This is a genomic window from Terribacillus saccharophilus (assembly GCF_002272745.1).
Lineage (GTDB): Bacteria > Bacillota > Bacilli > Bacillales > Amphibacillaceae > Terribacillus > Terribacillus saccharophilus_B.
This window is the reverse complement of record NZ_NPBD01000007.1, coordinates 825819-847502: the sequence shown is the minus strand read 5'-3', so window position 1 is coordinate 847502 and position 21684 is coordinate 825819. Positions and strand designations below refer to the sequence as shown.

At 42.4% G+C, this 21684-nt stretch carries 23 protein-coding genes and 1 tRNA gene; 3 read left to right on the top strand and 21 right to left on the bottom strand.

Features of this window, described 5'->3' with window-relative positions; all coding sequences use genetic code 11:
• Nucleotides 1-175 precede the first annotated feature (175 nt).
• Complete coding sequence (locus CHH58_RS11270; protein ID WP_170937614.1) at nucleotides 176-712, top strand: GNAT family N-acetyltransferase; 537 nt, start codon at nucleotides 176-178, stop codon at nucleotides 710-712.
• Nucleotides 713-961: 249 nt separating this feature from the next.
• Here CHH58_RS11270 and CHH58_RS11265 read toward each other — a convergent pair whose 3' ends face one another.
• Both CHH58_RS11265 and CHH58_RS11260 read right to left on the bottom strand, forming a co-directional pair.
• The gene (locus CHH58_RS11265) at nucleotides 962-1234 is read right to left on the bottom strand and encodes a hypothetical protein (RefSeq protein ID WP_095232448.1); all 273 of its coding nucleotides are present in this window, start codon (nucleotides 1232-1234) and stop codon (nucleotides 962-964) included.
• 659 nt (nucleotides 1235-1893) lie between these two features.
• Complete coding sequence (locus tag CHH58_RS11260; protein WP_095262523.1) at nucleotides 1894-2511, bottom strand: hypothetical protein; 618 nt, start codon at nucleotides 2509-2511, stop codon at nucleotides 1894-1896.
• Nucleotides 2512-2584: 73 nt separating this feature from the next.
• Here CHH58_RS11260 and CHH58_RS11255 point away from each other — a divergent pair, with 73 nt between their 5' ends.
• Complete coding sequence (locus tag CHH58_RS11255) at nucleotides 2585-3064, top strand: hypothetical protein (RefSeq protein WP_095262522.1); 480 nt, start codon at nucleotides 2585-2587, stop codon at nucleotides 3062-3064.
• A 733-nt stretch (nucleotides 3065-3797) separates the two neighbouring features.
• Here the strand turns inward: CHH58_RS11255 and CHH58_RS11250 are convergent.
• Both CHH58_RS11250 and CHH58_RS11245 read right to left on the bottom strand, forming a co-directional pair.
• Nucleotides 3798-3873: transfer RNA gene (locus tag CHH58_RS11250), tRNA-Arg, on the bottom strand.
• A gap of 98 nt (nucleotides 3874-3971) precedes the next feature.
• Nucleotides 3972-4778: a manganese catalase family protein gene (locus CHH58_RS11245; RefSeq protein WP_095229249.1), complete on the bottom strand. Its 807-nt coding sequence runs from the start codon at nucleotides 4776-4778 to the stop codon at nucleotides 3972-3974.
• A 298-nt stretch (nucleotides 4779-5076) separates the two neighbouring features.
• Between CHH58_RS11245 and clpP the strand changes: the two genes are divergently transcribed.
• Nucleotides 5077-5664 (top strand): ATP-dependent Clp endopeptidase proteolytic subunit ClpP, encoded by a 588-nt coding sequence (clpP, locus tag CHH58_RS11240; protein WP_095229247.1) that lies wholly within the window; start codon nucleotides 5077-5079, stop codon nucleotides 5662-5664.
• A gap of 42 nt (nucleotides 5665-5706) precedes the next feature.
• Here the strand turns inward: clpP and CHH58_RS11235 are convergent, their stop codons facing one another.
• From CHH58_RS11235 to hprK, 17 genes are all read right to left on the bottom strand, one after another.
• Nucleotides 5707-6342 (bottom strand): RDD family protein, encoded by a 636-nt coding sequence (locus CHH58_RS11235; protein WP_346426083.1) that lies wholly within the window; start codon nucleotides 6340-6342, stop codon nucleotides 5707-5709.
• A 13-nt stretch (nucleotides 6343-6355) separates the two neighbouring features.
• Nucleotides 6356-7363 carry a signal peptide peptidase SppA gene (gene sppA / locus CHH58_RS11230; protein WP_095229246.1) on the bottom strand — a complete coding sequence of 336 codons (1008 nt, stop codon included), beginning with the start codon at nucleotides 7361-7363 and terminating at the stop codon, nucleotides 6356-6358.
• Nucleotides 7364-7485: 122 nt separating this feature from the next.
• Nucleotides 7486-7752 (bottom strand): HPr family phosphocarrier protein, encoded by a 267-nt coding sequence (locus CHH58_RS11225; protein ID WP_038564640.1) that lies wholly within the window; start codon nucleotides 7750-7752, stop codon nucleotides 7486-7488.
• Nucleotides 7753-7861: 109 nt separating this feature from the next.
• Nucleotides 7862-8812, bottom strand: coding sequence for a DNA-binding protein WhiA (gene whiA / locus CHH58_RS11220; protein WP_038564637.1), 951 nt, complete (start codon nucleotides 8810-8812; stop codon nucleotides 7862-7864).
• A 30-nt stretch (nucleotides 8813-8842) separates the two neighbouring features.
• Nucleotides 8843-9787, bottom strand: coding sequence for a gluconeogenesis factor YvcK family protein (locus tag CHH58_RS11215; RefSeq protein ID WP_095229244.1), 945 nt, complete (start codon nucleotides 9785-9787; stop codon nucleotides 8843-8845).
• Nucleotides 9787-10668 (bottom strand): RNase adapter RapZ, encoded by an 882-nt coding sequence (gene rapZ / locus CHH58_RS11210; RefSeq protein WP_095229242.1) that lies wholly within the window; start codon nucleotides 10666-10668, stop codon nucleotides 9787-9789. The genes CHH58_RS11215 and rapZ overlap by 1 nt, the downstream gene beginning before the upstream one ends.
• A 14-nt stretch (nucleotides 10669-10682) precedes the next feature.
• On the bottom strand, nucleotides 10683-11150 hold the full coding sequence (locus CHH58_RS11205) for an NUDIX hydrolase (protein ID WP_093880390.1): 468 nt from the start codon (nucleotides 11148-11150) through the stop codon (nucleotides 10683-10685).
• Between the two features lie 290 nt (nucleotides 11151-11440).
• Nucleotides 11441-12394 carry a thioredoxin-disulfide reductase gene (gene trxB / locus CHH58_RS11200; protein ID WP_095229240.1) on the bottom strand — a complete coding sequence of 318 codons (954 nt, stop codon included), beginning with the start codon at nucleotides 12392-12394 and terminating at the stop codon, nucleotides 11441-11443.
• 92 nt (nucleotides 12395-12486) lie between these two features.
• Nucleotides 12487-13494, bottom strand: coding sequence for a tetratricopeptide repeat protein (locus CHH58_RS11195; protein ID WP_095262521.1), 1008 nt, complete (start codon nucleotides 13492-13494; stop codon nucleotides 12487-12489).
• A gap of 123 nt (nucleotides 13495-13617) precedes the next feature.
• Nucleotides 13618-15300: a glycerol-3-phosphate dehydrogenase/oxidase gene (locus tag CHH58_RS11190; RefSeq protein WP_095232426.1), complete on the bottom strand. Its 1683-nt coding sequence runs from the start codon at nucleotides 15298-15300 to the stop codon at nucleotides 13618-13620.
• Nucleotides 15301-15498: 198 nt separating this feature from the next.
• Nucleotides 15499-16989: a glycerol kinase GlpK gene (gene glpK / locus CHH58_RS11185; RefSeq protein ID WP_249275106.1), complete on the bottom strand. Its 1491-nt coding sequence runs from the start codon at nucleotides 16987-16989 to the stop codon at nucleotides 15499-15501.
• Complete coding sequence (locus CHH58_RS11180) at nucleotides 16989-17831, bottom strand: MIP/aquaporin family protein (protein ID WP_095229232.1); 843 nt, start codon at nucleotides 17829-17831, stop codon at nucleotides 16989-16991. The genes glpK and CHH58_RS11180 overlap by 1 nt, the downstream gene beginning before the upstream one ends.
• Nucleotides 17832-18106: 275 nt before the next feature.
• Nucleotides 18107-18649, bottom strand: a complete 543-nt coding sequence (locus CHH58_RS11175; RefSeq protein ID WP_095229230.1) for a glycerol-3-phosphate responsive antiterminator — start codon at nucleotides 18647-18649, stop codon at nucleotides 18107-18109.
• Between the two features lie 31 nt (nucleotides 18650-18680).
• A complete protein-coding gene (locus CHH58_RS11170; protein WP_095229228.1) occupies nucleotides 18681-19190 on the bottom strand; it encodes an acyltransferase in 510 nt (169 codons plus the stop codon).
• The gene (gene ppaX, locus CHH58_RS11165) at nucleotides 19162-19833 is read right to left on the bottom strand and encodes a pyrophosphatase PpaX (RefSeq protein WP_095229226.1); all 672 of its coding nucleotides are present in this window, start codon (nucleotides 19831-19833) and stop codon (nucleotides 19162-19164) included. The genes CHH58_RS11170 and ppaX overlap by 29 nt, the downstream gene beginning before the upstream one ends.
• A gap of 15 nt (nucleotides 19834-19848) precedes the next feature.
• On the bottom strand, nucleotides 19849-20673 hold the full coding sequence (gene lgt, locus CHH58_RS11160; RefSeq protein WP_095229224.1) for a prolipoprotein diacylglyceryl transferase: 825 nt from the start codon (nucleotides 20671-20673) through the stop codon (nucleotides 19849-19851).
• Entirely contained in the window at nucleotides 20660-21616 is a 957-nt protein-coding gene (hprK, locus tag CHH58_RS11155; RefSeq protein ID WP_095229222.1) for an HPr(Ser) kinase/phosphatase, read from the bottom strand. The genes lgt and hprK overlap by 14 nt, the downstream gene beginning before the upstream one ends.
• Between the last annotated feature and the right edge of the window lie 68 nt (nucleotides 21617-21684).

The following is a 21684-nucleotide window of genomic DNA, read 5'->3' as shown; positions in this document are numbered from 1 at the left end:
ATATATTTCCTGATTCCAAGCATAAATGTCCAAGAAAAAACTATCCCTCAAAATAAACTGCAGGAGGTTACAGATCCAACTAAGGATAATAGCTGGTATTTATTGAAACACATATGAATCATTATCCGTATGAACCATATCTGCCTTAAATTGAATGAACTGAAAGGAGGTTCTTATATTGATTACCGGTAAATCTGTTTTTTTAAGAGCAATTGAAGAAAAGGACTTTATAAGCATTTCAAAAAGTTTTCAAGATGAAGAGATATTATATATGACTGGTACACGTACCATACTAAATAAGGAACAGATTAAAATAGCTCATAGAAATTTCAGCATCAATCCTACACGCTATGATTTTGCTATTTGTTTACTAGAATCAGGACAAATTATAGGTGACTTATCAATAAGCGAAATAGATTTCGACAATAAAAAAGCAGTGTTTCGAATAGCATTGCATCATAAAGAAAATCATGGGCGCGGATATGGGACTGAGGCAACTAAACTTGCTTTAAGATTTACGTTTGAGGAATTAAAGCTGAATCGATTAGAATTACAGGTTTTCTCTCACAACATTCGCGGCATCAGAGCATACGAAAAAGCAGGTTTTAAAAAAGAAGGCATACTGAGACAAGCACTATTTATGAACGGCACTTACTCCGATGAAATAATAATGAGTGTAATTCAAGAAGATTATGATTTAAAGGATAGTTAGAAACAAAAAACAGCAAGAGCGGTGGCATGTAGCCAAACTCTTACTGTTTTCTGTATTTATTAGCGCGCTCGGAGAGATTCGAAGACGTTTAGGCATCCTTCACAGCCATGCAAAATCAGTCGAGTACGTCTTGATAAGGGAAAGGAGCTTCTCCCAGAGACTCTTTCGTGCCTCTGAGAAAATCATATAGATTTCGCATACAAAAAAAGGTACTCAATTTGTACCTTTTTTGTCCGCACTCTTTAATGATTATGATTGTTTATTCTTTTTCTTAAAGCTTAACAATGTTAGTACAATAGCTATAATAATTAGAATATAAGCTGGCGTCATCCAAATTGTATATGTTCCATTGAGACCTTCAGCAAGTTGGGCATTAATATCAATATAATTTAACCCCAACTGAACTGGGTTATCTACATCCATTGAGAACTCATTTAAGTAAATTGTTTTCTCGGTTACGCTTAGAAGTAAGTATATAAAGCTAATTAATACTAATATATTCGCTATTAGAAGCTTCTTCATAATCGAACCTCCTTTTAAAATAGATACATTGATATTAGCATAAGTCAGTCTTTATTTTTCTCTCGTCGCTTGTTGTCTCAGGAATAATCAAGTTTTTTTGACAGTGCTCCTTTAAGTTAGCTAATATGGTGTCTTTGAGTTAAAAAATGTTCTAATTCTTAACTTAACTTTTTACCATCCTCTACCGATCTTCGTACCATTTAAATAAATTCATAGTTACAAAACTTCTGTAAGTTGTTCCATTCACTCTACTCCTATAATTAATAGTAATATCCCTATTTGTATCAAGGCTATCTCTAGATTCAATGGTTCTTAAACCTACATGCTCCATCCTCTACTTATATCTTTCGTCATTACCGTACCCCATAATTCCTAAGGCTGTTGCTAGACGAGTAATTGAAAGCACCCAAAGGGTGCTCAGTAGTCTATTTTTTCATTTAGCTCTCTTTTTCTTTCATCGAGGTTAAATTAGTAGTTCTCTGAGACTTTGCAAACAAAAAAAAGTACCCGATTTGGTACCCAATAAGTCCGGAAATTCCTTCTTATTCTCTGGCTAAATATTAATTGATACGATAACCTCTAATGTTAACTGGAAAGCATGAAAAAAAACTGTATTGAAGAATTTCACTTCATACAGTCCATATTTATTTATGTAAATCTTATAGAATCATAAATACCCAATATACAATTGATTCTGCATCTTTCCTAGAAACTCCAGCATCCATTAAACGTTTAATCAAATAACTTCTAGTTGCTTTTTCAGGCTTTTTAAATGCTTTACCGATTTTATTAGAATTTTTCTTGACTACTTTAGCAGTATTTGCGCTAAAAGGTTTTAAAGCCCATGAGAGCGCCCTCCCACCATGTTTAACCATATTACCGATGGCACTAATTGCTTTTAGTCCATGTCCGAAGGCTCCTTGAGTTGTGAACTGTCCCTCAGCCGCACCGGTCGTACCATTCAATTGCTGGTTAAATTGAGATCTTAATTCCAGTAATTCAGCATTGAAATTAGGATTGGACATTATATTTTCATTATAGAATTCTTGATATGCTTCTTCATCATACATACCTTCAGCATCCGGGAACACATCTCGAGACCCAAAGTCTTCAACGTAAAAAGATTCTTCAACTTCAACCGGAACTACTAATTGTTGGTCAGAAGTTACCTTCTTCTCTTCTGCCTTTGCTACAAATCCTGGTGAAATTGTGCCAAACGCTAAAGTTAGCGCAGCAGCACTTACTACTGTTTTAACGAGTAAGCTTTTCTTAAACACTAATATCTACCCCTTTAGTAATATATTTACATATGATACCATGTAAATATATTACAAGGAAGAGAGCGCGTCAATGAAACTACCAAATATGTTTAAAAATGGTTCAGTTGGTAATTTATTAGGTATTGCATTAGTAGCATTATTAGTTGTTATTGCTACAATCATTGTCTTATCTATACCCACACTAGGTTTTTTCGGTCTATTTTCATTTCTCGATAAGACCGGCATCATTCGTATAGATTTACTTGATGGAGCATTTAAAAATTTCTTTTACTTTGGTTCTGTAGTTATTTGCATGTACACAATTGGAGTTGTAGTAGATTTACTGTTTATGCTAGTTTCCACAATTCTATCTATCCCTTTCACTTTAAAAGTGCTGGTTATGTCATTTTTCTTTCAAACTATAGTTGCAACTATTATAGCTCTTGGAATTATTCCAACTTTGTTTAATAGAGTACATATATCGGGTTTAGGCATGCTCATTATCTTTGCAGTTCTTGAACTAATAAGCATCGTGTTCAGCGATGACTTTAAAAAATTAGAGCAAACTTAAATGGAGCAGACATTATGGTCTGCTTCCTTTTTTGATTTAAACTATTCCTAAAGATGTAGCTAATCTTAAGAAGGATAATTTCTTTTTTTGATAATATTTTCCCTTCTTAATTCCTAGTTCCATATAAATGTTAAGTACTTCATCTCTATGATCTGCCTTTCAATAAAGTCGAGTGAGCCATCAGCGCCCGCTTCATCTGCCGTACCTTAATCTCATGCAGTCGGTCTTTATGCCTTAGAGAGGGAAATAATCCCACCATGCTTTTGCTCATTCCTATTCTCAATCTGAATCTTCAATGCCCGAAACTCTAATCACAATCTGCTGCACTTACAATCTTGTAAATGCTACAGACACTGGTAACTACATTACTCCACCAAATATTAATAAAATTGTTTTGGAGAGCTATTGAGAAGTCAGAAGTAAAAAGGATATCATTTCATTCGCTTAGACACACTCACCCTACCTACTCTTAAAGATGGGTGTCCATCCTTAAGTTGCACAAGAAAGACTGGGACATGCAAGTATTCAAATTACACTGGATACTTAATCTTATCTAATCCCAGGGATGCAAGCTGCAGCAGCTGAAATGTTGGACCAGCTTTTCCATAAAAAGAGGGAATAGATTTATTTCGAAACTCGAAGGTTTGCAAAATGTTTGCAAGTGCTTTTAAACAAAAAAACAGCAAGAGCGGTGGCATATAGCCAAACTCTTGCTGTTTTCTGTATATATTAGCGCGCTCGGAGGGATTCGAACCCCCGGCAGACGTGGTACCGGAAACCACCGCTCTATCCGACTGAGCTACGAGCGCATATGTAATTAATGTGACAACGATTATTATACGTTAAATAGCAGTTATAAGCAAGTTCTTTTTAAATAGAAAAGAAGCCCCTAACAAGGGGCTTCTGCTCATTTTGGATACATATACTGAGGTGCTGGCTGCAGCTCTTGTTTTTCACCGTGCGCTGTTGGCGCTTCTTCATATTTGAACTTGCCGCCATCAGGAGCTGTACCGTTTGCCCAGCTGCCTTCTTTAGAATCTTCTCCTTCAGAGAAGTTAATCAAGCTGTGGGAGAAGTTATCCGCTTCAAGCTCTTTCGGGAAGGAGCCAGGTACGATGATACCATTCTTCTCTTCCAGTTCACGTGCTGCTGCAATCCATTGGTTTTGGTGCATAGAGTCACGTGCCAGAAGGAAGGATAGCATATCGCGGACACCTTTATCTTCTGTCATTTCATATAGACGCGCCACTTGCAAACGGCCTTGTGATTCTGCGTTGATGTTGGCGCGGATGTCTGCGAGCATGTTACCGCTTGCGATGATATAACCTGCATTCCAAGGTACACCGTTACTGTCTGTCGGACGTGGCCCAAGACCTGCAACGATTGCATGCTGCGGATTCATACCGCCCAGAATTGCTCCGATAACAGGGTCTTTTGCTGCTTCTTCCTGTTCTGTTACAGGGGCTCCATCTAGAAGACGGGCAATCATTGTTGCGATCATTTCAACGTGACCGATTTCCTCAGTTGCTGTATCCATGATCAAATCTTTATATTTCTCTTCGCCGCGGGCGCTCCATCCTTGGAATAAGTATTGTAGGGCAACAGTGATTTCACCGAACTGTCCACCTAAGATTTCCTGCATTTTCTTTGCAAACAATGCATCTGGCTTGTCTGGTTTCGCTGGATATTGTAGTACTTTCTGATGGTTGAACATGTGTTACCTCCTAGAGTTTTTTGCTTTCTGCTGATTACATTCCACCCTGGTAAAATTTCTAAACCATTTCCTGATGATGTAATTTAAGTGAAAAATAAACCAGCTTGCAGGAGTTTGTCAGTTAAAAGTCAAAGTTAACGAGAGACTCTATTTCCAGCGTTTATATGCCTCCCAACTAGGGAAGCATGGAATAGGCGAAAGAAAGTAAGTATTTTGTTTGACCTTTATTGACCTTTTAGGTAATATAAGGTTAGTCATTACTTAGAATAATGAGCTCATATCCAAAGGAGGATCTACCATGAATCTAATCCCTACAGTTATCGAACAGACAAACAGAGGAGAACGTGCTTACGATATCTACTCCCGTTTGCTAAAAGACCGGATCATCATGCTTGGCAGCGCGATCGATGATAATGTTGCCAACAGCATTGTTTCCCAGCTGTTATTCCTAGCAGCAGAGGATCCAGAAAAAGACATTTCCCTATACATCAACTCACCGGGCGGATCTATCACAGCAGGTATGGCTATCTATGATACAATGCAGTTCATCCAGCCGAAAGTATCTACAATCTGCATCGGTATGGCTGCATCCATGGGAGCATTCCTATTGACTGCTGGTGAAAAAGGCATGCGTTATGCACTTCCAAACAGTGAAGTTATGATTCACCAGCCGCTAGGTGGTACACAAGGACAAGCAAGCGATATCGAAATCCACGCTCGTCGTATCATTGAAATGAGAAAGAAATTGAACGAAATCATGGCAGAACGCAGTGGACAGCCGCTTGAAGTAGTCGAGCGCGACACAGACCGTGATAACTTCCTTACAGCTGAACAAGCAGTAAACTACGGCTTGATCGACAAAGTAATGGAGAAAAAACCTGTTTAAGACATAAGAAAAAGCCATCCAGTAAAAGCTGGATGGCTTTTTTCATTCATGGATAACAAGTGTATCAGCGAACATATCGTGCAAGCCTTGTTTTCTTGGTGTGAAAGCTACTACTGCATAAAGGAAAAACAGAAATAGCAGACGATGAATAAAACGGCCGACTACTTCCCTGATAAGTGTATCTGACCAGGACAGCCGCTCTCCATCCTTCCGAATCACTCGAAGGCCGAATATCATTTTGCCTAATGTCTGTCCGCGCCATTTGGTCATGAACAGGAAATAAGCAAAGAATATCACACCGCCAAGCAAACCGCTGACGCTCCAGAACCAAAGCGTCGCTTCACGGAAGGAATCGATCATCGTGAAAGGTTTAACGATCAGACCCGTCAAACTGAATACAACAATAAGGTCCACAATATATGCCCAAAATCGCATCCAAAAGCCTGCATATCGCTGTTCAGCTGCTAGTGGAGAGAAAGGAAACTCTGCTTCATGTCGGTGATCCTTCATCACTTCTTCAGCAGTCTGGTTTTCTTGATACGAATTTTCATAGGCATCCGATGCTTTCTCCGACGCTGTATGTTCGTCAGTTTCCGTTGTTTCAGGTACCTCTGTTCTGGAATAATCCTGATCGGATGACGTCAGTTCTTCAGGATGCTCACGTTTCTCTTTATCCATATTCTAACGCCTCCTATTCCGTATATAGATACATAGCTTCAGGTGAGTTCGATTTGCCCATCAGCTGCTTGATGCCGAGCAAATCAGAATCGGAAACAAACAGACCTTCGGCCGCTGTTGCCCAGAAGGAACCCATACCAAATCCATTTCCTGTATATTCGAATACTTCCGCATTTTCAAGTCCTTGCTCTTCTTTCATCATGCTAATCGTATCTTCAAGATCCCCTAGATCATCGACCAGTCCATTTTCCATTGCTTGTTTACCGGAATACACACGTCCGTCTCCAAGTTCACGTACTTGATCTTCCGGCATACCGCGTCCGTCTACGATGACTTGGACGAAGTCAGCATACATATCATCAATGATGGACTGCAGGATATCCCGCTCTTCATCCGTCATTTCTCTTGCTCCAGACATGATGTCCTTATGCTCAGCACTTTTGATAACTTCCTCTTTGATACCAATTTTATCTGCAAGTTCTGCGTAATTAAGTGTAGACATGATAACACCAATTGATCCTGTCAGTGTAGCCGGGTGAGCGACAATCTTATTCGCACTTGCCGCTAGGTAATAGCCGCCAGAAGCTGCTGTATTTCCCATGGATACATAGACAGGCTTTCCGTACTCCTCTTGTACTTCTACTACCTTATCGTGAATTTCAGCACTTTCGACAACACCGCCTCCAGGACTGTTCACTTCGATGATGACACCTCCGACGGTGTCATCCATACCCGCCTGCTCTAATTGCTCTAAAAAGGCTGTATGATTATATGTAGCGCTTCCCAATAAAGAAGCTTCTTCTCCAATATCCTGAATTGTGCCTTCTACTTTCAGCACCGCTATCCGATTTGTCATATCTCCATCTTCAACAATTTCTTCACTCATGTAAGTGTTTCCAGTTGCTGAATCAATCGCTTCTGTGAAGTTGCTATTAATCACAGCGAACAAAGTTTGGAAACCGACCGATGCGGCGAGCAGTCCAGCTGCGATTCCGATTGCGATCCAACGTTTTGCGTTCAAAATATAAATCTCCTTTCCATCTTATAAAAATCTTACAATACATAGCCTACACTACGATAGCTTCAGTTACCACATATTAGCAAAAAAAGCCCTGAATAATTCAGGACTTTTCTGTGGGAAAATCAGCTGGCTGCTGATGGAGTGGTGATGAAGGCTGTAAGTTCCTCCATTGCTTCCACCTCATCCGAACCATCGATTTTCAAGGTGATCAATTCTTCTTGGGCTATAGCCAGGCTCATCAAACCCATGATGCTTTTTGCATTTACCGATTTGTTCCCTTTTTCTACAAATACAGAGGCATTGAAACGATTAGCTTGCTGAACGAAGCTTGCTGCGGGTCTGGCTTGCAAACCAGTATCCAGGGTGACACGCAAGGTTTTTTGGATCACATGTGATTCCTCCCATCTTCCAAGTAAGCGCTATCAAAATCTTGAAAAAGAAAACACCCGTTGGAGTGTCTTCTAAGTATACCACATGCTATATCAGCTTTATACCTGCTTACGCTTTTTTAACTGATGTTCCATTACGAAGTCTATCAGCGAATTCATCTATTTTACGAAGGCGGTGGTTAATACCGGATTTACTGATCTTCCCGGTGGAAACCAGTTCGCCAAGTTCCTTCAGCGAAACATCTTGATGCTGGACACGAAGCTCAGCGATTTCCTGTAGCTTATCCGGTAATGCCCCGATACCAACTGTGTTTTTGATGAAATTGATATTCTCGACTTGGCGGAAAGCAGCGCCAATCGTCTTGTTTAGATTCGCTGTTTCGCAGTTAACGAGCCTGTTAACCGAGTTGCGCATATCTCGTACAATCCGGACATCTTCGAATTTAAACAAAGCGCTGTGAGCTCCCACAATATTGAGAAATTCTGTAATCTTCTCTGCTTCTTTCAAGTAAGTAATAAATCCCTTACGACGCTCCGTACTGCGGGCATGCAAATCGAATGTATTCATCAGCTCGCAAAGCGCATCACTATGTTCTTTGTGTGTATTGAATATTTCCAAATGGTAGGAAGATGTTTCCGGATTATTTACTGAACCTCCTGCTAAAAAAGCACCACGCAAATACGCTCTGCGTTTTTCAGCAGTATCAGTGAAGGATGTACTAATTGTGCGGACAAAAGTGAATTTGTCTTCTAAGATTTCCAGATTGCGCAGTAGGTCATCTACTTGTTTATTTAATCGTACTATATAGACATTATTTTTCTTCAGCTTCATCTTTTTACGGACGAGCAGTTCGATAGGATGCTGATAGATCGCCTTCAGCAGCGTATAGATACGTCTGGCAATGGCCGCATTCTCTGTCTGAACATCCAGCATGTATTCCTGCCTCGAATAAGAGACAGAGCCGTTCATCCGAATCAAAGCTGCTAGCTCACTTTTTACATCCGTCATTTCAATTGGAATGGTCGTCAATTCCTTCTTTATTTCTGATGCAAAGCTCACGAAGCTCTCCCCCCTTCTCGTGCCTCGCTTTTACAGCATCGCGTAAAGCAGCTTAGCAATTTTATGTGTATCATGCCGGAGCTTGCGCTGGTCATGGTCGATAATATCAGCTTCAATCACTTCAAGTCCTAAAGACTTTAGGCGACTGATATCATAAACGACCGGTTCAGCATGCTCTTCTGCATAATTTTCACGAATATCTTGTTCAATTGAACTATTATTGACGACGATTGTCGATACAATATCAGCTCCAATATGATCATGTATAGCTTGAATATGATCTCCTGCTGTATATCCCGTCGTTTCGCCGTATTGTGTCATCACATTACATACGTAGACAACCTTGCCAGGTGCATCTCTTAGGGCATTCTCAATCTCCGGAACAATTAGATTCGGCATAACACTCGTGTAGAGACTTCCTGGACTGATAACAATCAAATCAGCCTGCTTTATCGCTTCGATTGCATCCGGCAATGGCTTGACCGGCAGCGGACTGACAAATACTCGTTTAATCTGTTTATTCGCAAGAGGGATATTAGATTCCCCCGTTATAATCTCACCGTCTGTCATCTCTGCATGCAGTACGACGTTCTGATTGGCAATCGGATAAATATTGCCCTTTACTTTAAGTACGCGTGATATTTCTTTGATGCCATTATAAAAATCCCCAGAAATAGAGGTCATCGCTGCTAACAGCAGATTTCCCATCGAATGGCCTGACAATCCATTGCCATCCTTAAATCGATGCTGGAACAAGTCGATCAGCATCGGCTCTGCATCAGCCAATGCAGCAATGACATTCCGGATATCTCCTGGTGCCGGCATCGCTAGCTCAGTTCGCAGTTTACCTGAGCTACCGCCATCATCGGCTACCGTGACAATTGCAGAAAGATCGACAGGAAGCTGTTTTAGTCCTCGCAGCAGAACAGGCATGCCTGTTCCACCCCCAATTGCAACTATTTTTTTCCTTGTCATCAGTGGCTTTTCCTTTCTACATCCCGATGCGTCACATGCGTCGCATAATTATCGCTGTACCGTTTAGCCAAATACTCTGCGATGGCTACTGAGCGATGCTGTCCGCCCGTACAGCCGATGGCTATAATAAGCTGACTTTTACCTTCCTTCTTGTACTGAGGCAGCATGAAAGTAAGCATATCCTCAAGCTTCTGCAGGAAAGTATGCGTATCGGACCACTTGAAAACATATGAGGAAACAGGTTCATCCAAGCCCGTCTGCGGTCTGAGATTCTCCACGTAGAAAGGATTCGGAAGGAAACGGACATCAAAGACGAGATCCGCATCAATTGGAAGCCCGTATTTAAAACCAAAACTCAGCATCTGCACCGTGAACTCTTCATAATTGGTGTCCTTGAAGCGTTTCATGATTTTCTCGCGAAGCTGCTTTGGCTTCAAAGTCGATGTATCCACGATGAATTGTGCTCTGCCACGCATCTGATCAAGCAATGCACGTTCCTGTTGGATACCTTCAAGAGGAAGTCCTTCCGGCGCAAGCGGATGCGTCCTGCGTGTTTCTTTGTATCTGGTTACGAGCACTTCATCCTTTGAATCGAGGAATAATACTTGCGGTTCCAGCCAATTCTCCTGTGTCAGCTTGTCCAATGCTTCGAATAAAGAATCGAAGAATTCCCTGCCTCGCAAATCCATGACAAGTGCTACCTTTTTAATATCATTGGCAGCATCACGCATCAAATCAAGGAATGTCGGCAATAGTGCTGGAGGCAAGTTATCCACACAATAGTAACCCAAGTCCTCGAAGCTTTGAACGGCAACCGTTTTGCCTGCTCCGGACATACCTGTAATGATGACGAGCTTGGTTTCATTCAACTGTTTCTCCATACGTATCCCCCGTTTTATTCTGGTGTCGTCGGATCCAGCTTTGATTGCAGCAGCTGGCGATCCTCCGTGTAGACGAATGTGCCGAACAATGGCTCATCTGTGTTGAACATATGGGCGAATATATCACGATCTCCCTCTGCCATTGGCAAATCCTTGATTTTCTTTTTATCTATCCATTCCAGCTTACCTTCCTGGCTTTCTTCAAGCAGATCACCAGTATATTCCTCAGCGAAGAAGGTGAACATCATCCATTCATGTACAACTTTTTCGCCTTTTTTTATAACAAAAGTAAACGTACCGCGAAGCTCGGGTTCATGTATAGTCAATCCTGTTTCTTCCCAAAACTCCCGGACAGCTGTTTCTTTGACGGACTCGCCCAGCTCCATTTTTCCGCCAGGTGCTGAGTACCATCCTTTACTCGGTTTCTTCAATAAGAGAACTTTGTCATCAACTGCCAAGATGCAGTTTGCAACACGTTGCATGCTTCCACCTCTTTCTCTGTATAAGTGGACATGTTGGTTCGTTATACACATCACTCTATATTATACTATTTCTGTTTATCTTCAAACAGTATTATGTTTCCTAAGTCTTTACCAAAAATCGCCGTTAATCCCTAAAACAACAAAAAAATGCATAGGTGCCGAGACACCTATGCCAATAACTAATTTATCTATTAAAAGGGGGTCAATTAGTTAAAACCAGTATAGCAAATGATTGTGTCGCCCATGTTACAGCAGCATTAAGAATCATTTACAAGGAATGGCCGAGCCTATTACTTGCCGATTGCGTTCAGTTCTTCTTTAAGAGTTTCTACATAACCTTGAGCAGCTTGAGCAGCGATACTGCCGTCTCCTGTTGCTGTCACGATTTGTCGAAGCTCTTTATCACGAATATCTCCAGCGGCGAAAACGCCCGGGACAGCTGTTTCCATACGTTCATTCGTATGAATATAGCCCAAATCATTTGTGATGCCAAGAGATTGGAATGGTTCGCTCAATGGTACCATTCCGACATAGATGAACACACCATCAGCAGATTTTTCATATTTTTCTCCAGTAAGCTGGTTTAGAAGCGTCACACTGGATACTTTATTATTTTCGCCATTGATCTCCTCAACAGTCGTATCCCAAATGAAATCAACTTTTTCATTCGCGATAGCACGCTGCTGCAGAATTGGCTGTGCGCGTAATTTGTCACGGCGGTGTACGATTGTAACTTTCTCAGCGAAACGAGTCAGGTAGACACCTTCCTCGACAGCTGAATCTCCTCCGCCGACTACGATCAATTCACGATTTTTGAAGAATGCACCATCACAAACAGCACAATAAGAAACACCGCGTCCGCTCAATTCATCTTCGCCTGGTACACCAAGCTTTTTCCACTTCGCACCTGTTGTGATGATAATAGAACGTGTTTTATATTCTTTGTTTCCTACAACTACTGTTTTATATTCCTTGCCGTCCTTCACTTCCTTGATGTCTCCGTAAGCATATTCTGCACCGAATTTCTTCGCATGCTCAAACATTTTATTGGAAAGATCAGGTCCTAGGATGGAATCATAACCAGGATAGTTCTCCACATCTTCCGTATTCGCCATCTGACCGCCCGGAATACCTCTTTCCAGCATAAGCGTATCAAGATTCGCACGTGAAGTGTAGACTGCTGCTGTCATACCAGCTGGTCCCGCACCTGCAATGATCACGTCATAAATTCTTTCTTCAGTCATTTAAATTAACCTCTTTCCTTTTTATCAGTCGTTTTATCTACTCGTTAGCATATAAGATTCTGTGCGTAACGTCCATCTTTCTGCCTATAGGTTCAAGAAAGCCAATAAAAATCTTCTTTTGTCAGATGGCTGAATCTGCGGCTGCCTTCCTGCCATAGCTTTTCAGCATATGCTCCGTTGCCAGCTTTCTTCGCGGCCAAGCTGAACCACTTATAATAGGAAGCATGTCCTTTCACACGTCTTTTATCCAGATGAAGGAAGCGTTCGACGGCGTCTTCATAATATCCTGTCATGGAAAAAGTGCATGCGATACGTAAATGCTGCTCTTCATGGATAGGGAAGATATTGCGAAGCAAGCGCAGATGTTCGTCTCTTTGGTCAAATTGATTCATTTCATGGTAGAACATAGCGAGATTCACATGTGTGTAGACAGAGACTTGCTCACTCAATAAATGCTCTTCTTCCATTCGCACTGCTTCCTTTTGATTACCGGAGAAGAAAAGTGCTTTGGCAAACTCATGCTTCGCTAGCATATGTTCCGGAAACATGCTCATCATTTCTTCCAGAATGGGCAAAGCAAATTGCCATTCTTCCCGCTCTAAATAATAAAAAGCCGACTCCTGGAACATGATGAGCTCATCTTCTTCCTCTGTTGTCCAAAGCTCATCGTCCTCTTCCTCAGCTTCCACGTACGTCAATAGTTCCTCAGCCTGCACCCGGAAGTCTCCCTCTGGATCCATTTCCAAGTACAAGTTAGCGTACTTTTCTGCGTCGTGCATATATCCAAGCTTAGAATAATTATGGGAAAGCAAATAAAAGCATTCCGCGTAATCATCTCCATGCTCTTTAATGATGTCATCTAGTATATAGATCGCTTTATGAAACGATCCCATTTCCGTAAAAATAACCGACTTCTGGCAGTGATAAATCACTTCCGTCGGTTCCATTTCGATTGCTTTATTAAGCCATTTCATAGCTTTGTCCAGCTTACCGTTCCGATAGGCTTCTACACCTTTTTTATAATAGAAATCTCCTTCTGGAATGAAAGGGATGATATTTGACGGTCGTGCCTGCTGCTCTGCTGGTTCCAGCGTTTGCATGTGTTTCCTCCTACTGCTTTTAGATATCCCAAGAAGTATACCATATTTCCACATTTGCTCCTACACTTGAAGAAAAAAAGACTGCTCCCCCTAAGGGAAACAGTCTATTCTTGATGAGAAAGATTAAACAGTTTGCAAGTCGTCTTCTTTAACGGGCACAACTGCTTCTTTCGCCAATACATCTAGCTCGCGAGTGTACTCTGATTTTTGCTCTGCAGAGTAGCCTAACGTTTCAGCCATGTAATCGATAACCGCATCTTTGTTTGTGTGAACAAAGTTGATGTTGAATAGCAAAGCACCTGTACGTCGAACGAAGAAGTCGACTGGTTTGAATGCTAGCTCTTCTTCCATTGCATAGCGCAGCTGCGCGAATACAAGCGGATCGATGTTAGCAGCTTTTGCTTCATCTTTCAGTGTTTCGAAGCGTTCGAATACTTTATCCACATTCGCTCCGTAACGGCTTACCATCTTAAGTGCATCTTCAGCAGAAAGACCGATAGCTTTTCCTTCATCCACTTTACGCTCTTTGAAACGTTCGAAGCCTTTGGATCCGCCAACTTCCCCACCGGAGATTGGAAGGTGCTTCGTATCCGCTTGGGAATAAAGAATGCCTTCTTCTTTCTTGAACTGATCAGCAACGAGGTTAACTGCTTCAATCGCCATTTTACGGTAACCAGTCAACTTACCGCCAGCCATGGAGATCAAACCGCTGTCAGAAACGAAGATTTCATCTTTACGAGAAATCTCACCAGGTTTCTTGTTTTCTTCCTGGATAAGCGGGCGAAGACCTGCCCAGCTGGATTCTACATCGTCTTTTGTGATTTCTACTGTCGGGAACATGTAGTTAACAGAATCAATGATATAGTCACGATCCTCAACAGTCATTACAGGGTGCTTTATATCACCTTTGTATGTTGTATCTGTTGTACCAACATATGTTTTACCTTCACGTGGTATTGCGAATACCATCCGGCCATCTGGAGTATCGAAGTATACTGCTTGGCGCAATGGGAAACGCTCGCCATCGAATACCAAGTGGACACCTTTTGTAAGATGCAAGGTTTTACCTTTTTTAGAACCATCTTTTTCACGTAGTGTATCAACCCAAGGGCCTCCGGCATTCACAATTTTCTTCGCGAAAATACGATGCTTTTCACCAGTTGTAAGATCTTCTGCTACGACACCAGTCACTTTACCACCAGCATCATAAATGAACTCAGTTACTTTCGTGTAGTTAATCGCATGAACGCCTTTTTCCACAGCTTTTTTCAGAACTTCAAGAGTCAGACGCGCATCATCTGTTTTGTATTCAACATAACGACCGCCACCGAGAAGGTTTTCTGATTTCACTAGTGGTTCTCTTTCCAATACTTCGTCACGTTTCAGCATTGTACGACGTTCTGCTTTTTTAACGCCTGCAAGATAGTCATACACACGCAAACCAATGTTTGTCATGAATGGACCCATTGTTCCGCCCTTGTGGAAAGGAAGCAGCATCCATTCTGGTGTTGTTACGTGAGGACCATTTTCATAAACGATTTCACGTTCTTTACCAACTTCAGCAACCATTTTCACTTCAAATTGTTTCAGGTAGCGCAAACCACCATGAACCAATTTTGTTGAACGGGAAGAAGTTCCCGCTGCGAAGTCCTGCATTTCAACAAGACCTACGTTCATTCCGCGCATTCTTGCATCAAGAGAGATACCGGAACCAGTGATTCCACCACCGATTACAAGAACATCTAGAGGTTTATCAGTTAAATTTGCATAAATTTCATTACGTTTTTTACTAGAGAAAACAGTCATGCATGAACACTCCTTTTTAGATTCAGCGCTCCCTGTATTTCTATACCCCAATAGTGTAGAAGTCATGTATAGAAAGCAAAAAGAGACCGCAAATAATCCATACAATGTATAGATATTCACGGTCTCTCCAAAGTCTCAGGCCGAATCATTAACTTGTGAATTCAGTATAACATGCCGGGCCCGATTTGAAAAGTTATATTACTTGAAAGTACGTGTCGCTTCCACAGCTTTTTTCCAGCCTGCGTAGAGCTGATCTTTTTCTTCTTTGGAGCGATTCGGTTTGAACGTGCGATCGATCTGCCATTTGTTGGCGATCTCATCGCGGCTTTCCCAGTAGCCGACAGCCAAACCAGCCAAGTAGGCAGCACCTAAGGCTGTTGTTTCCTGAATGACTGGACGTTCTACATCTACATCAAGCATATCGCTTTGGAACTGCATAAGGAAATCGTTTTTCACGACACCGCCATCAACACGAAGCTGCTTCACATCGATACCAGAATCCTCGATCATTGCGTCCACAACATCCTTGGATTGGAAGGCAAGAGATTCCAATGTTGCACGTGTGATGTGTGCACCTGTTGTTCCGCGTGTAATACCGAACATTGCACCGCGTGCATCACTATCCCAATAAGGTGTGCCAAGACCAACGAAGGCAGGAACTACATAAACACCGCCATTGTCGGAAACACTAGTAGCTAGACGCTCACTATCAGGAGAAGATTCGATGATTTTCAGACCATCACGGAGCCATTGAACTGCTGAACCTGCTACAAAGATACTTCCTTCAAGCGCGTATTCAACTTTTCCATCAAGTCCCCAAGCGATTGTAGTCAACAAACCATGATCGGATTTAACAGCTTCCTCACCTGTATGCATAAGGACGAAGCAGCCTGTGCCATAAGTGTTTTTCACCATACCCGGCTCATAGCAAGCTTGACCGAATAAAGCAGCATGCTGGTCACCTGCGATACCAGCGATTGGTACCTCTTCACCGAAGAAGTGGTAATCGATTGTGTTGGCATACACTTCTGAAGAAGGTTTTACTTCAGGAAGCATTGATTTCGGTACTTCAAGGATATCTAATAATTCATCATCCCACTTAAGTTCGTGGATATTGTACATCAATGTACGGGCAGCATTGGAATAGTCAGTAACATGCGTTTTTCCGCCGGAAAGCTTGTAAACAAGCCATGTATCAATTGTACCGAACAGCAAGTCACCATTCTCTGCTTTTTCACGTGCTCCTTCAACATTATCCAGGATCCATTTCACTTTCGTACCGGAGAAATAAGCATCCAATAATAGACCTGTTTTCTCACGGAATAGATCGTTGTGTCCTTTTTCGATCAATTCATTTACGATATCAGCTGTTTGACGGGATTGCCATACAATCGCTTTATGAATAGGACGACCAGTGTTCTTATCCCATACAACTGTTGTTTCACGCTGGTTTGTAATACCGATACCAGCAACCTGTTTCGCGTCAATATCCGCTTTGCGAAGTACTTCTGCCATACATGCAGAAATTGATGTCCAAATTTCGTTCGCGTCATGCTCTACCCAGCCGGATTGCGGGAAGAACTGCTCAAACTCCATTTGAGCTGTTTCCACAATGTCGCCATTGTGGTTGAACAAGATTGCGCGTGAGCTTGTTGTACCTTGGTCAAGTGCCATGATAAATTTTTCCATTATTTAATCCCCCTTGTTTTCACACCATTAGTCGCTGCTGCTTCTGCATTAGCTTTCGCAAGTTCCCCTCGGACTGCAACGATAATGATTACTAATAGTACAGCAGATAAAATCCAGAAACCTACTTGCAAGTCTTCCTTGAAAAATCCGATATAGAAATATGCACCGTATGCACCACCAAGCAATGGACCTACGACTGGAACCCATGCGTACTTCCAGTTGGAAGAGCCTTTACCAGGAATCGGCAGCAATGCATGCGCGATACGCGGACCTAAGTCACGGGCAGGGTTGATAGCATATCCAGTAGGACCGCCAAGCGCCATCCCGATAACTACAATGAGTAAACCTGTTATTAATGGATTGAATCCTTCTGCTAAAGAGTTGCCTCCAATGAATAGAATACCAAGCATTAGGATGAAAGTGCCAATGATTTCTGTCAGCATGTTTGAAATAGGACTATCAATTGCCGGATCTGTAGCAAAAACAGATAGCTTTGCCATTGGGTCTGACGTTTTCGCCCAATGCGGTAAATATACTAAGAATACGAGAACAGCACCTAAGAATGCTCCAACCATCTCACCAGCAAGGTATGTCGGTACAACATTCCATTCAATAGCTCCGTTAATCGCTAATCCAAGTGTCACTGCTGGGTTTAAATGCGCTCCTGAAAAACCACCTACTGCATAGGCACCCATTGCTACTGCAAGACCCCATGCGATAGTAATTACAATCCAACCTGAGCCTTCCCCTTTGGACTTGCTCAAGTTACTTACTGCTACTACTCCTCCCCCGAAGAGTATTAGTACCATTGTGCCGATTGTTTCAGCTGCGAAGATACTCATTGTGATTGTCCCCTTTATTGATAAATTTTTTCGGAGAGCGCTTTCATTAAGCGTCCAAATCAACCACACTCCAGAATTATCATAGAAAATTGCTACAATCATCCTAAAAATATTACAAGGAAGCGCTGTCTTTTGGATAAGAAAAATCCATCACCTAATATAACATAGTATGCCCTTTGGCGTGTACTAAAAAGGTAATGGATTCTCCGTATCTCCGATCATTAATATTAACTTATAGGTAGACTTTACACCTATTTGAAAGCGGTGTCAACAACTTACCATAAACTTTTTTTAGAAGTTGAAACCGCTGTCGCACCTGCCTCCAATGCAGAATCCACATCTTCCCGTGTCCGAATGAGCCCTCCAGCGATGACCGGGATGCCCACTTGCTCGGATACTTCTTTTATCATATGAGGAATTAACCCCGGTAAAACTTCGATAAAATCCGGCTGGGTCTTCTTGATCAAAGAAAGATTGTGATCCAATGCATGGCCGTCAATCAAGAATAATCGCTGGACTGCAGTTATCTTATATTTTTTAGCTGCATGAATTACATTCGTTCTTGTCGATATAACACCATCCGGTTTCAGACGCTGGCAGACAAAGTCCATACCTGCATCATCCGTTTTCAATCCCTGTATTAAATCAACATGCAGAAATACCTTCTTACCCGCCTTTTTCGCATATTTGATTTGGGAAGGGAGCTGTGCAATTCTAGTTTCGAGCAGGACCATCATCTGCATATCTTCCCGCTTGAGCAATTCGTCAAAATCCCTTTCATTACGAGCTGCAGGCAAAATGCGCTGTCCTAAATCCATTCTATTCCTCCTTATAAAACAAGCAGACACACTAGGTTGTCTGCTTGTTCTTTCGTTGTTCTGCTGTATAAATCACTTGCATGGGATTTCCGCCGACCATCGCACCAGGAGGCACATCCCGATGGACAAGTGTGGCAGCGGAGACGACCGCTCCATCTCCTATTGTGACACCAGGCAGTATCGTCGTATTGGCTCCTACCATCACATTATCGCCGATGATGACGTCACCTAGCCGGTATTCTGTCGTTAAATACTCGTGAGCCAGGATCGTCGTATTATAGCCGATAATTGTATTCCTACCAATCGCTATCCGTTCCGGAAAGAGAAAATCAGGTACAACCATGAGAGCAAGAGCTGTTTCTTTGCCGATTCTCATCCCTAGGAATGTCTTATACAACCTATTTTTCATAGCAAGGAAGGGCGTATAGCGACCAATTTGGATGACGATGAAGTTTCTAACTACTTTCCAAAAGGAAACTGTTTTATAAAGCTGCCAAAGCGAGTTCGATCCTTTAACGGGATAGCTTTCCGTTTTCCGCATGTGCTTCTTCCTTTACGATATCGAGTAGATCACGGATATCCTCCAGCATATAATCCGGCCCATAAGCCAGCAAGGAGTCCTTGCCTTTGATCGACCAAGCTACACCTGCAGTTTTCGTGCCCGCATTCTTACCGGACTCGATGTCATGGTAATTATCTCCGACCATAATAGCTTCCTCAGGCAAGCTTCCAAGTGCATCAAGACCTTTCAGAACTGGTTCTGGATGAGGCTTTGCTTGTGTGATATCATCATACCCTATTACCACATCAAACAATCCGCCAAGCCCACATACCCGAAGACCCCGCTCAGCTGTGTCCCGCATCTTTGTCGTAACGATCCCCAGCTTAAAGCCTGCCTGCTTGAGCTGCTGCAATGTTTCAGCCACATAAGGATACGCTTCAACGTAAGCATCATGATGCTTCAAGTTATGTTCCCGATATGCTGCTATCATTTCTTCCGCTCTAAAAGGATCGATATTTTCGAACACATCCTTCAGCGGAGGACCTATGAACGGAAGCAGTTCTTCCCGCTCATACGTCCGCCCCGTATACTGCTCCAGTGTAGCAGTATACGAAGCTAGAATCAGACTATTTGAATCTATCAGCGTTCCATCAAGGTCAAACAACAATGTTGTAATTGCCATTTCGCATTCGCCTCTCTATTTCTTATCTTTATAACGAGGTGTATTCGCACCAGGACGACGGCGGATGATGACGATAATCACCGCAATGACGATAGCTATGATCGAGACGATTTGCGCTGCACGCAATCCCTCAGCTACTAGACTATCTGTCCGCATTCCTTCGATAAAGTAGCGTCCAAGACTATACCAAGCGAGGTAGAACAAGAACATTTCCCCGCGTTTCAGATTCACTCTGCGAAGGACGAGCAAAATAACGAACCCAAGAATATTCCACAATGATTCGTAAAGGAATGTTGGGTGATAAAGAACGCCATCAATACACATTTGGTTATTGATGAAATCAGGAAGATACTGAATGTAGTTCTGATATGCTTCTGCTGAAACAGGTCCGCCATGAGCTTCCTGGTTCATGAAGTTGCCCCAGCGTCCGATTGCTTGTCCAAGTATTAAACTCGGAGCCGTAATATCCGCCAGCTTCCAGAAAGGAATTTTCTTTACTCGGCAAAAGATGATTGCCGTAATGATGGAACCGATCAGGGCACCATGGATGGCGATGCCGCCTTCCCATATTGCAAACACTTTCCAAAACGGTCCATCCGCATAGCTTTCCCATTCAAACGCGACGTAATAAATACGTGCAGAGATGATGGCAGCCGGGATAGCAAATACAAGGAAATCGACGAATGTATCTTTATGTAATCCGCGCTTTTTTGATTCGCGGATAGCTAGCCATAGTCCAAGCGCCGCACCGAGTGCGATAATGACGCCATACCAATAGATCGACACCGAACCAAGCTGCAGAAATACCCGATTAAGCGGTTGTACTTCACACATTTCCATCCGTCATATCTCCCTCATCATCTTTTCCTGTTTCAATCATTTTAGTAAGACGCTGTGAAAATTCTTCCGCTGCATTCACGCCCATGCGTTTCAGACGGAAGTTCATCGCAGCTACTTCGATGATGACTGCCAAGTTACGCCCAGGACGCACTGGTACTGTCATCTTCGGTACGTTAACATCCATGATTTTCATCGTGTCTTCATCAAGACCGACTCGATCATATTGTTTCGATTGATCCCATGTCTCCAAATTGATGACGATGGAAATTTTCTTGTGGCTGCGCACGGCACCCGCACCAAACAGCGTCATCACATTGATGATGCCTAAACCACGTATCTCTAATAAATGTTCGATTAAAGAAGGAGAATTTCCGATAAGGGTATCATAATCCTCCTGTCGGATTTCAACACTGTCATCAGCAACAAGTCGGTGCCCGCGCTTGACGAGCTCTAATGCTGTTTCACTCTTACCAACACCACTTTGACCAGTAATCAGAATACCGATGCCGTAAATATCCACCAATACACCATGTACTGCTGTAAACGGAGCAAATTTTGCTTCGAGGAAGTTTGTAATACGACTGATAACACGCGTCGTTTTGTGTGGTGAACGTAATATCGGGACACCAGCAGCCTCTGCTGCTTCCTTCATCTCCGGCGGTACTTCCTGACCTCTTGTGATGATTAGACCCGGCGTAACGTCAGAGCATATCTTCTCGAAACGCTCTCGCTTCTGCTCACTCGTGAGCTCCTCGAGAAAAGAAAGCTCCGTCTTCCCGAACAGCTGCAGCCGATCTTTCGGATAATATTTAAAATAACCAGTCAACTCTATACCAGGACGGGAAATATCACTCATGAAAATCTCACGCTGTACGCCTGCATCCCCTGTCAGCAATTCCAGATTGAAACGATCCAATAAATCTTGAATGACCACTTTTGCCATAAGAACCCTCCATCCTAACAATTCTTGTTTATTCTAGCATACTTCCAGAAAAGATAGATACTTAGGCA

Coding starts and splice junctions, on each gene's coding strand:
- CHH58_RS11265 (WP_095232448.1), bottom strand. CDS start 1,234: ATGAAGAAGCTTCTAATAGCGAATATATTAGTATTAATTAGCTTTATA.
- CHH58_RS11255 (WP_095262522.1), top strand. CDS start 2,585: ATGAAACTACCAAATATGTTTAAAAATGGTTCAGTTGGTAATTTATTA.
- CHH58_RS11245 (WP_095229249.1), bottom strand. CDS start 4,778: ATGTTCAACCATCAGAAAGTACTACAATATCCAGCGAAACCAGACAAG.
- clpP (WP_095229247.1), top strand. CDS start 5,077: ATGAATCTAATCCCTACAGTTATCGAACAGACAAACAGAGGAGAACGT.
- CHH58_RS11235 (WP_346426083.1), bottom strand. CDS start 6,342: ATGGATAAAGAGAAACGTGAGCATCCTGAAGAACTGACGTCATCCGAT.
- CHH58_RS11215 (WP_095229244.1), bottom strand. CDS start 9,787: ATGACAAGGAAAAAAATAGTTGCAATTGGGGGTGGAACAGGCATGCCT.
- rapZ (WP_095229242.1), bottom strand. CDS start 10,668: ATGGAGAAACAGTTGAATGAAACCAAGCTCGTCATCATTACAGGTATG.
- CHH58_RS11205 (WP_093880390.1), bottom strand. CDS start 11,150: ATGCAACGTGTTGCAAACTGCATCTTGGCAGTTGATGACAAAGTTCTC.
- trxB (WP_095229240.1), bottom strand. CDS start 12,394: ATGACTGAAGAAAGAATTTATGACGTGATCATTGCAGGTGCGGGACCA.
- CHH58_RS11195 (WP_095262521.1), bottom strand. CDS start 13,494: ATGCAAACGCTGGAACCAGCAGAGCAGCAGGCACGACCGTCAAATATC.
- CHH58_RS11190 (WP_095232426.1), bottom strand. CDS start 15,300: ATGACTGTTTTCTCTAGTAAAAAACGTAATGAAATTTATGCAAATTTA.
- glpK (WP_249275106.1), bottom strand. CDS start 16,989: ATGGAAAAATTTATCATGGCACTTGACCAAGGTACAACAAGCTCACGC.
- CHH58_RS11180 (WP_095229232.1), bottom strand. CDS start 17,831: ATGAGTATCTTCGCAGCTGAAACAATCGGCACAATGGTACTAATACTC.
- CHH58_RS11175 (WP_095229230.1), bottom strand. CDS start 18,649: ATGGATTTAGGACAGCGCATTTTGCCTGCAGCTCGTAATGAAAGGGAT.
- CHH58_RS11170 (WP_095229228.1), bottom strand. CDS start 19,190: ATGCGGAAAACGGAAAGCTATCCCGTTAAAGGATCGAACTCGCTTTGG.
- ppaX (WP_095229226.1), bottom strand. CDS start 19,833: ATGGCAATTACAACATTGTTGTTTGACCTTGATGGAACGCTGATAGAT.
- lgt (WP_095229224.1), bottom strand. CDS start 20,673: ATGGAAATGTGTGAAGTACAACCGCTTAATCGGGTATTTCTGCAGCTT.
- hprK (WP_095229222.1), bottom strand. CDS start 21,616: ATGGCAAAAGTGGTCATTCAAGATTTATTGGATCGTTTCAATCTGGAA.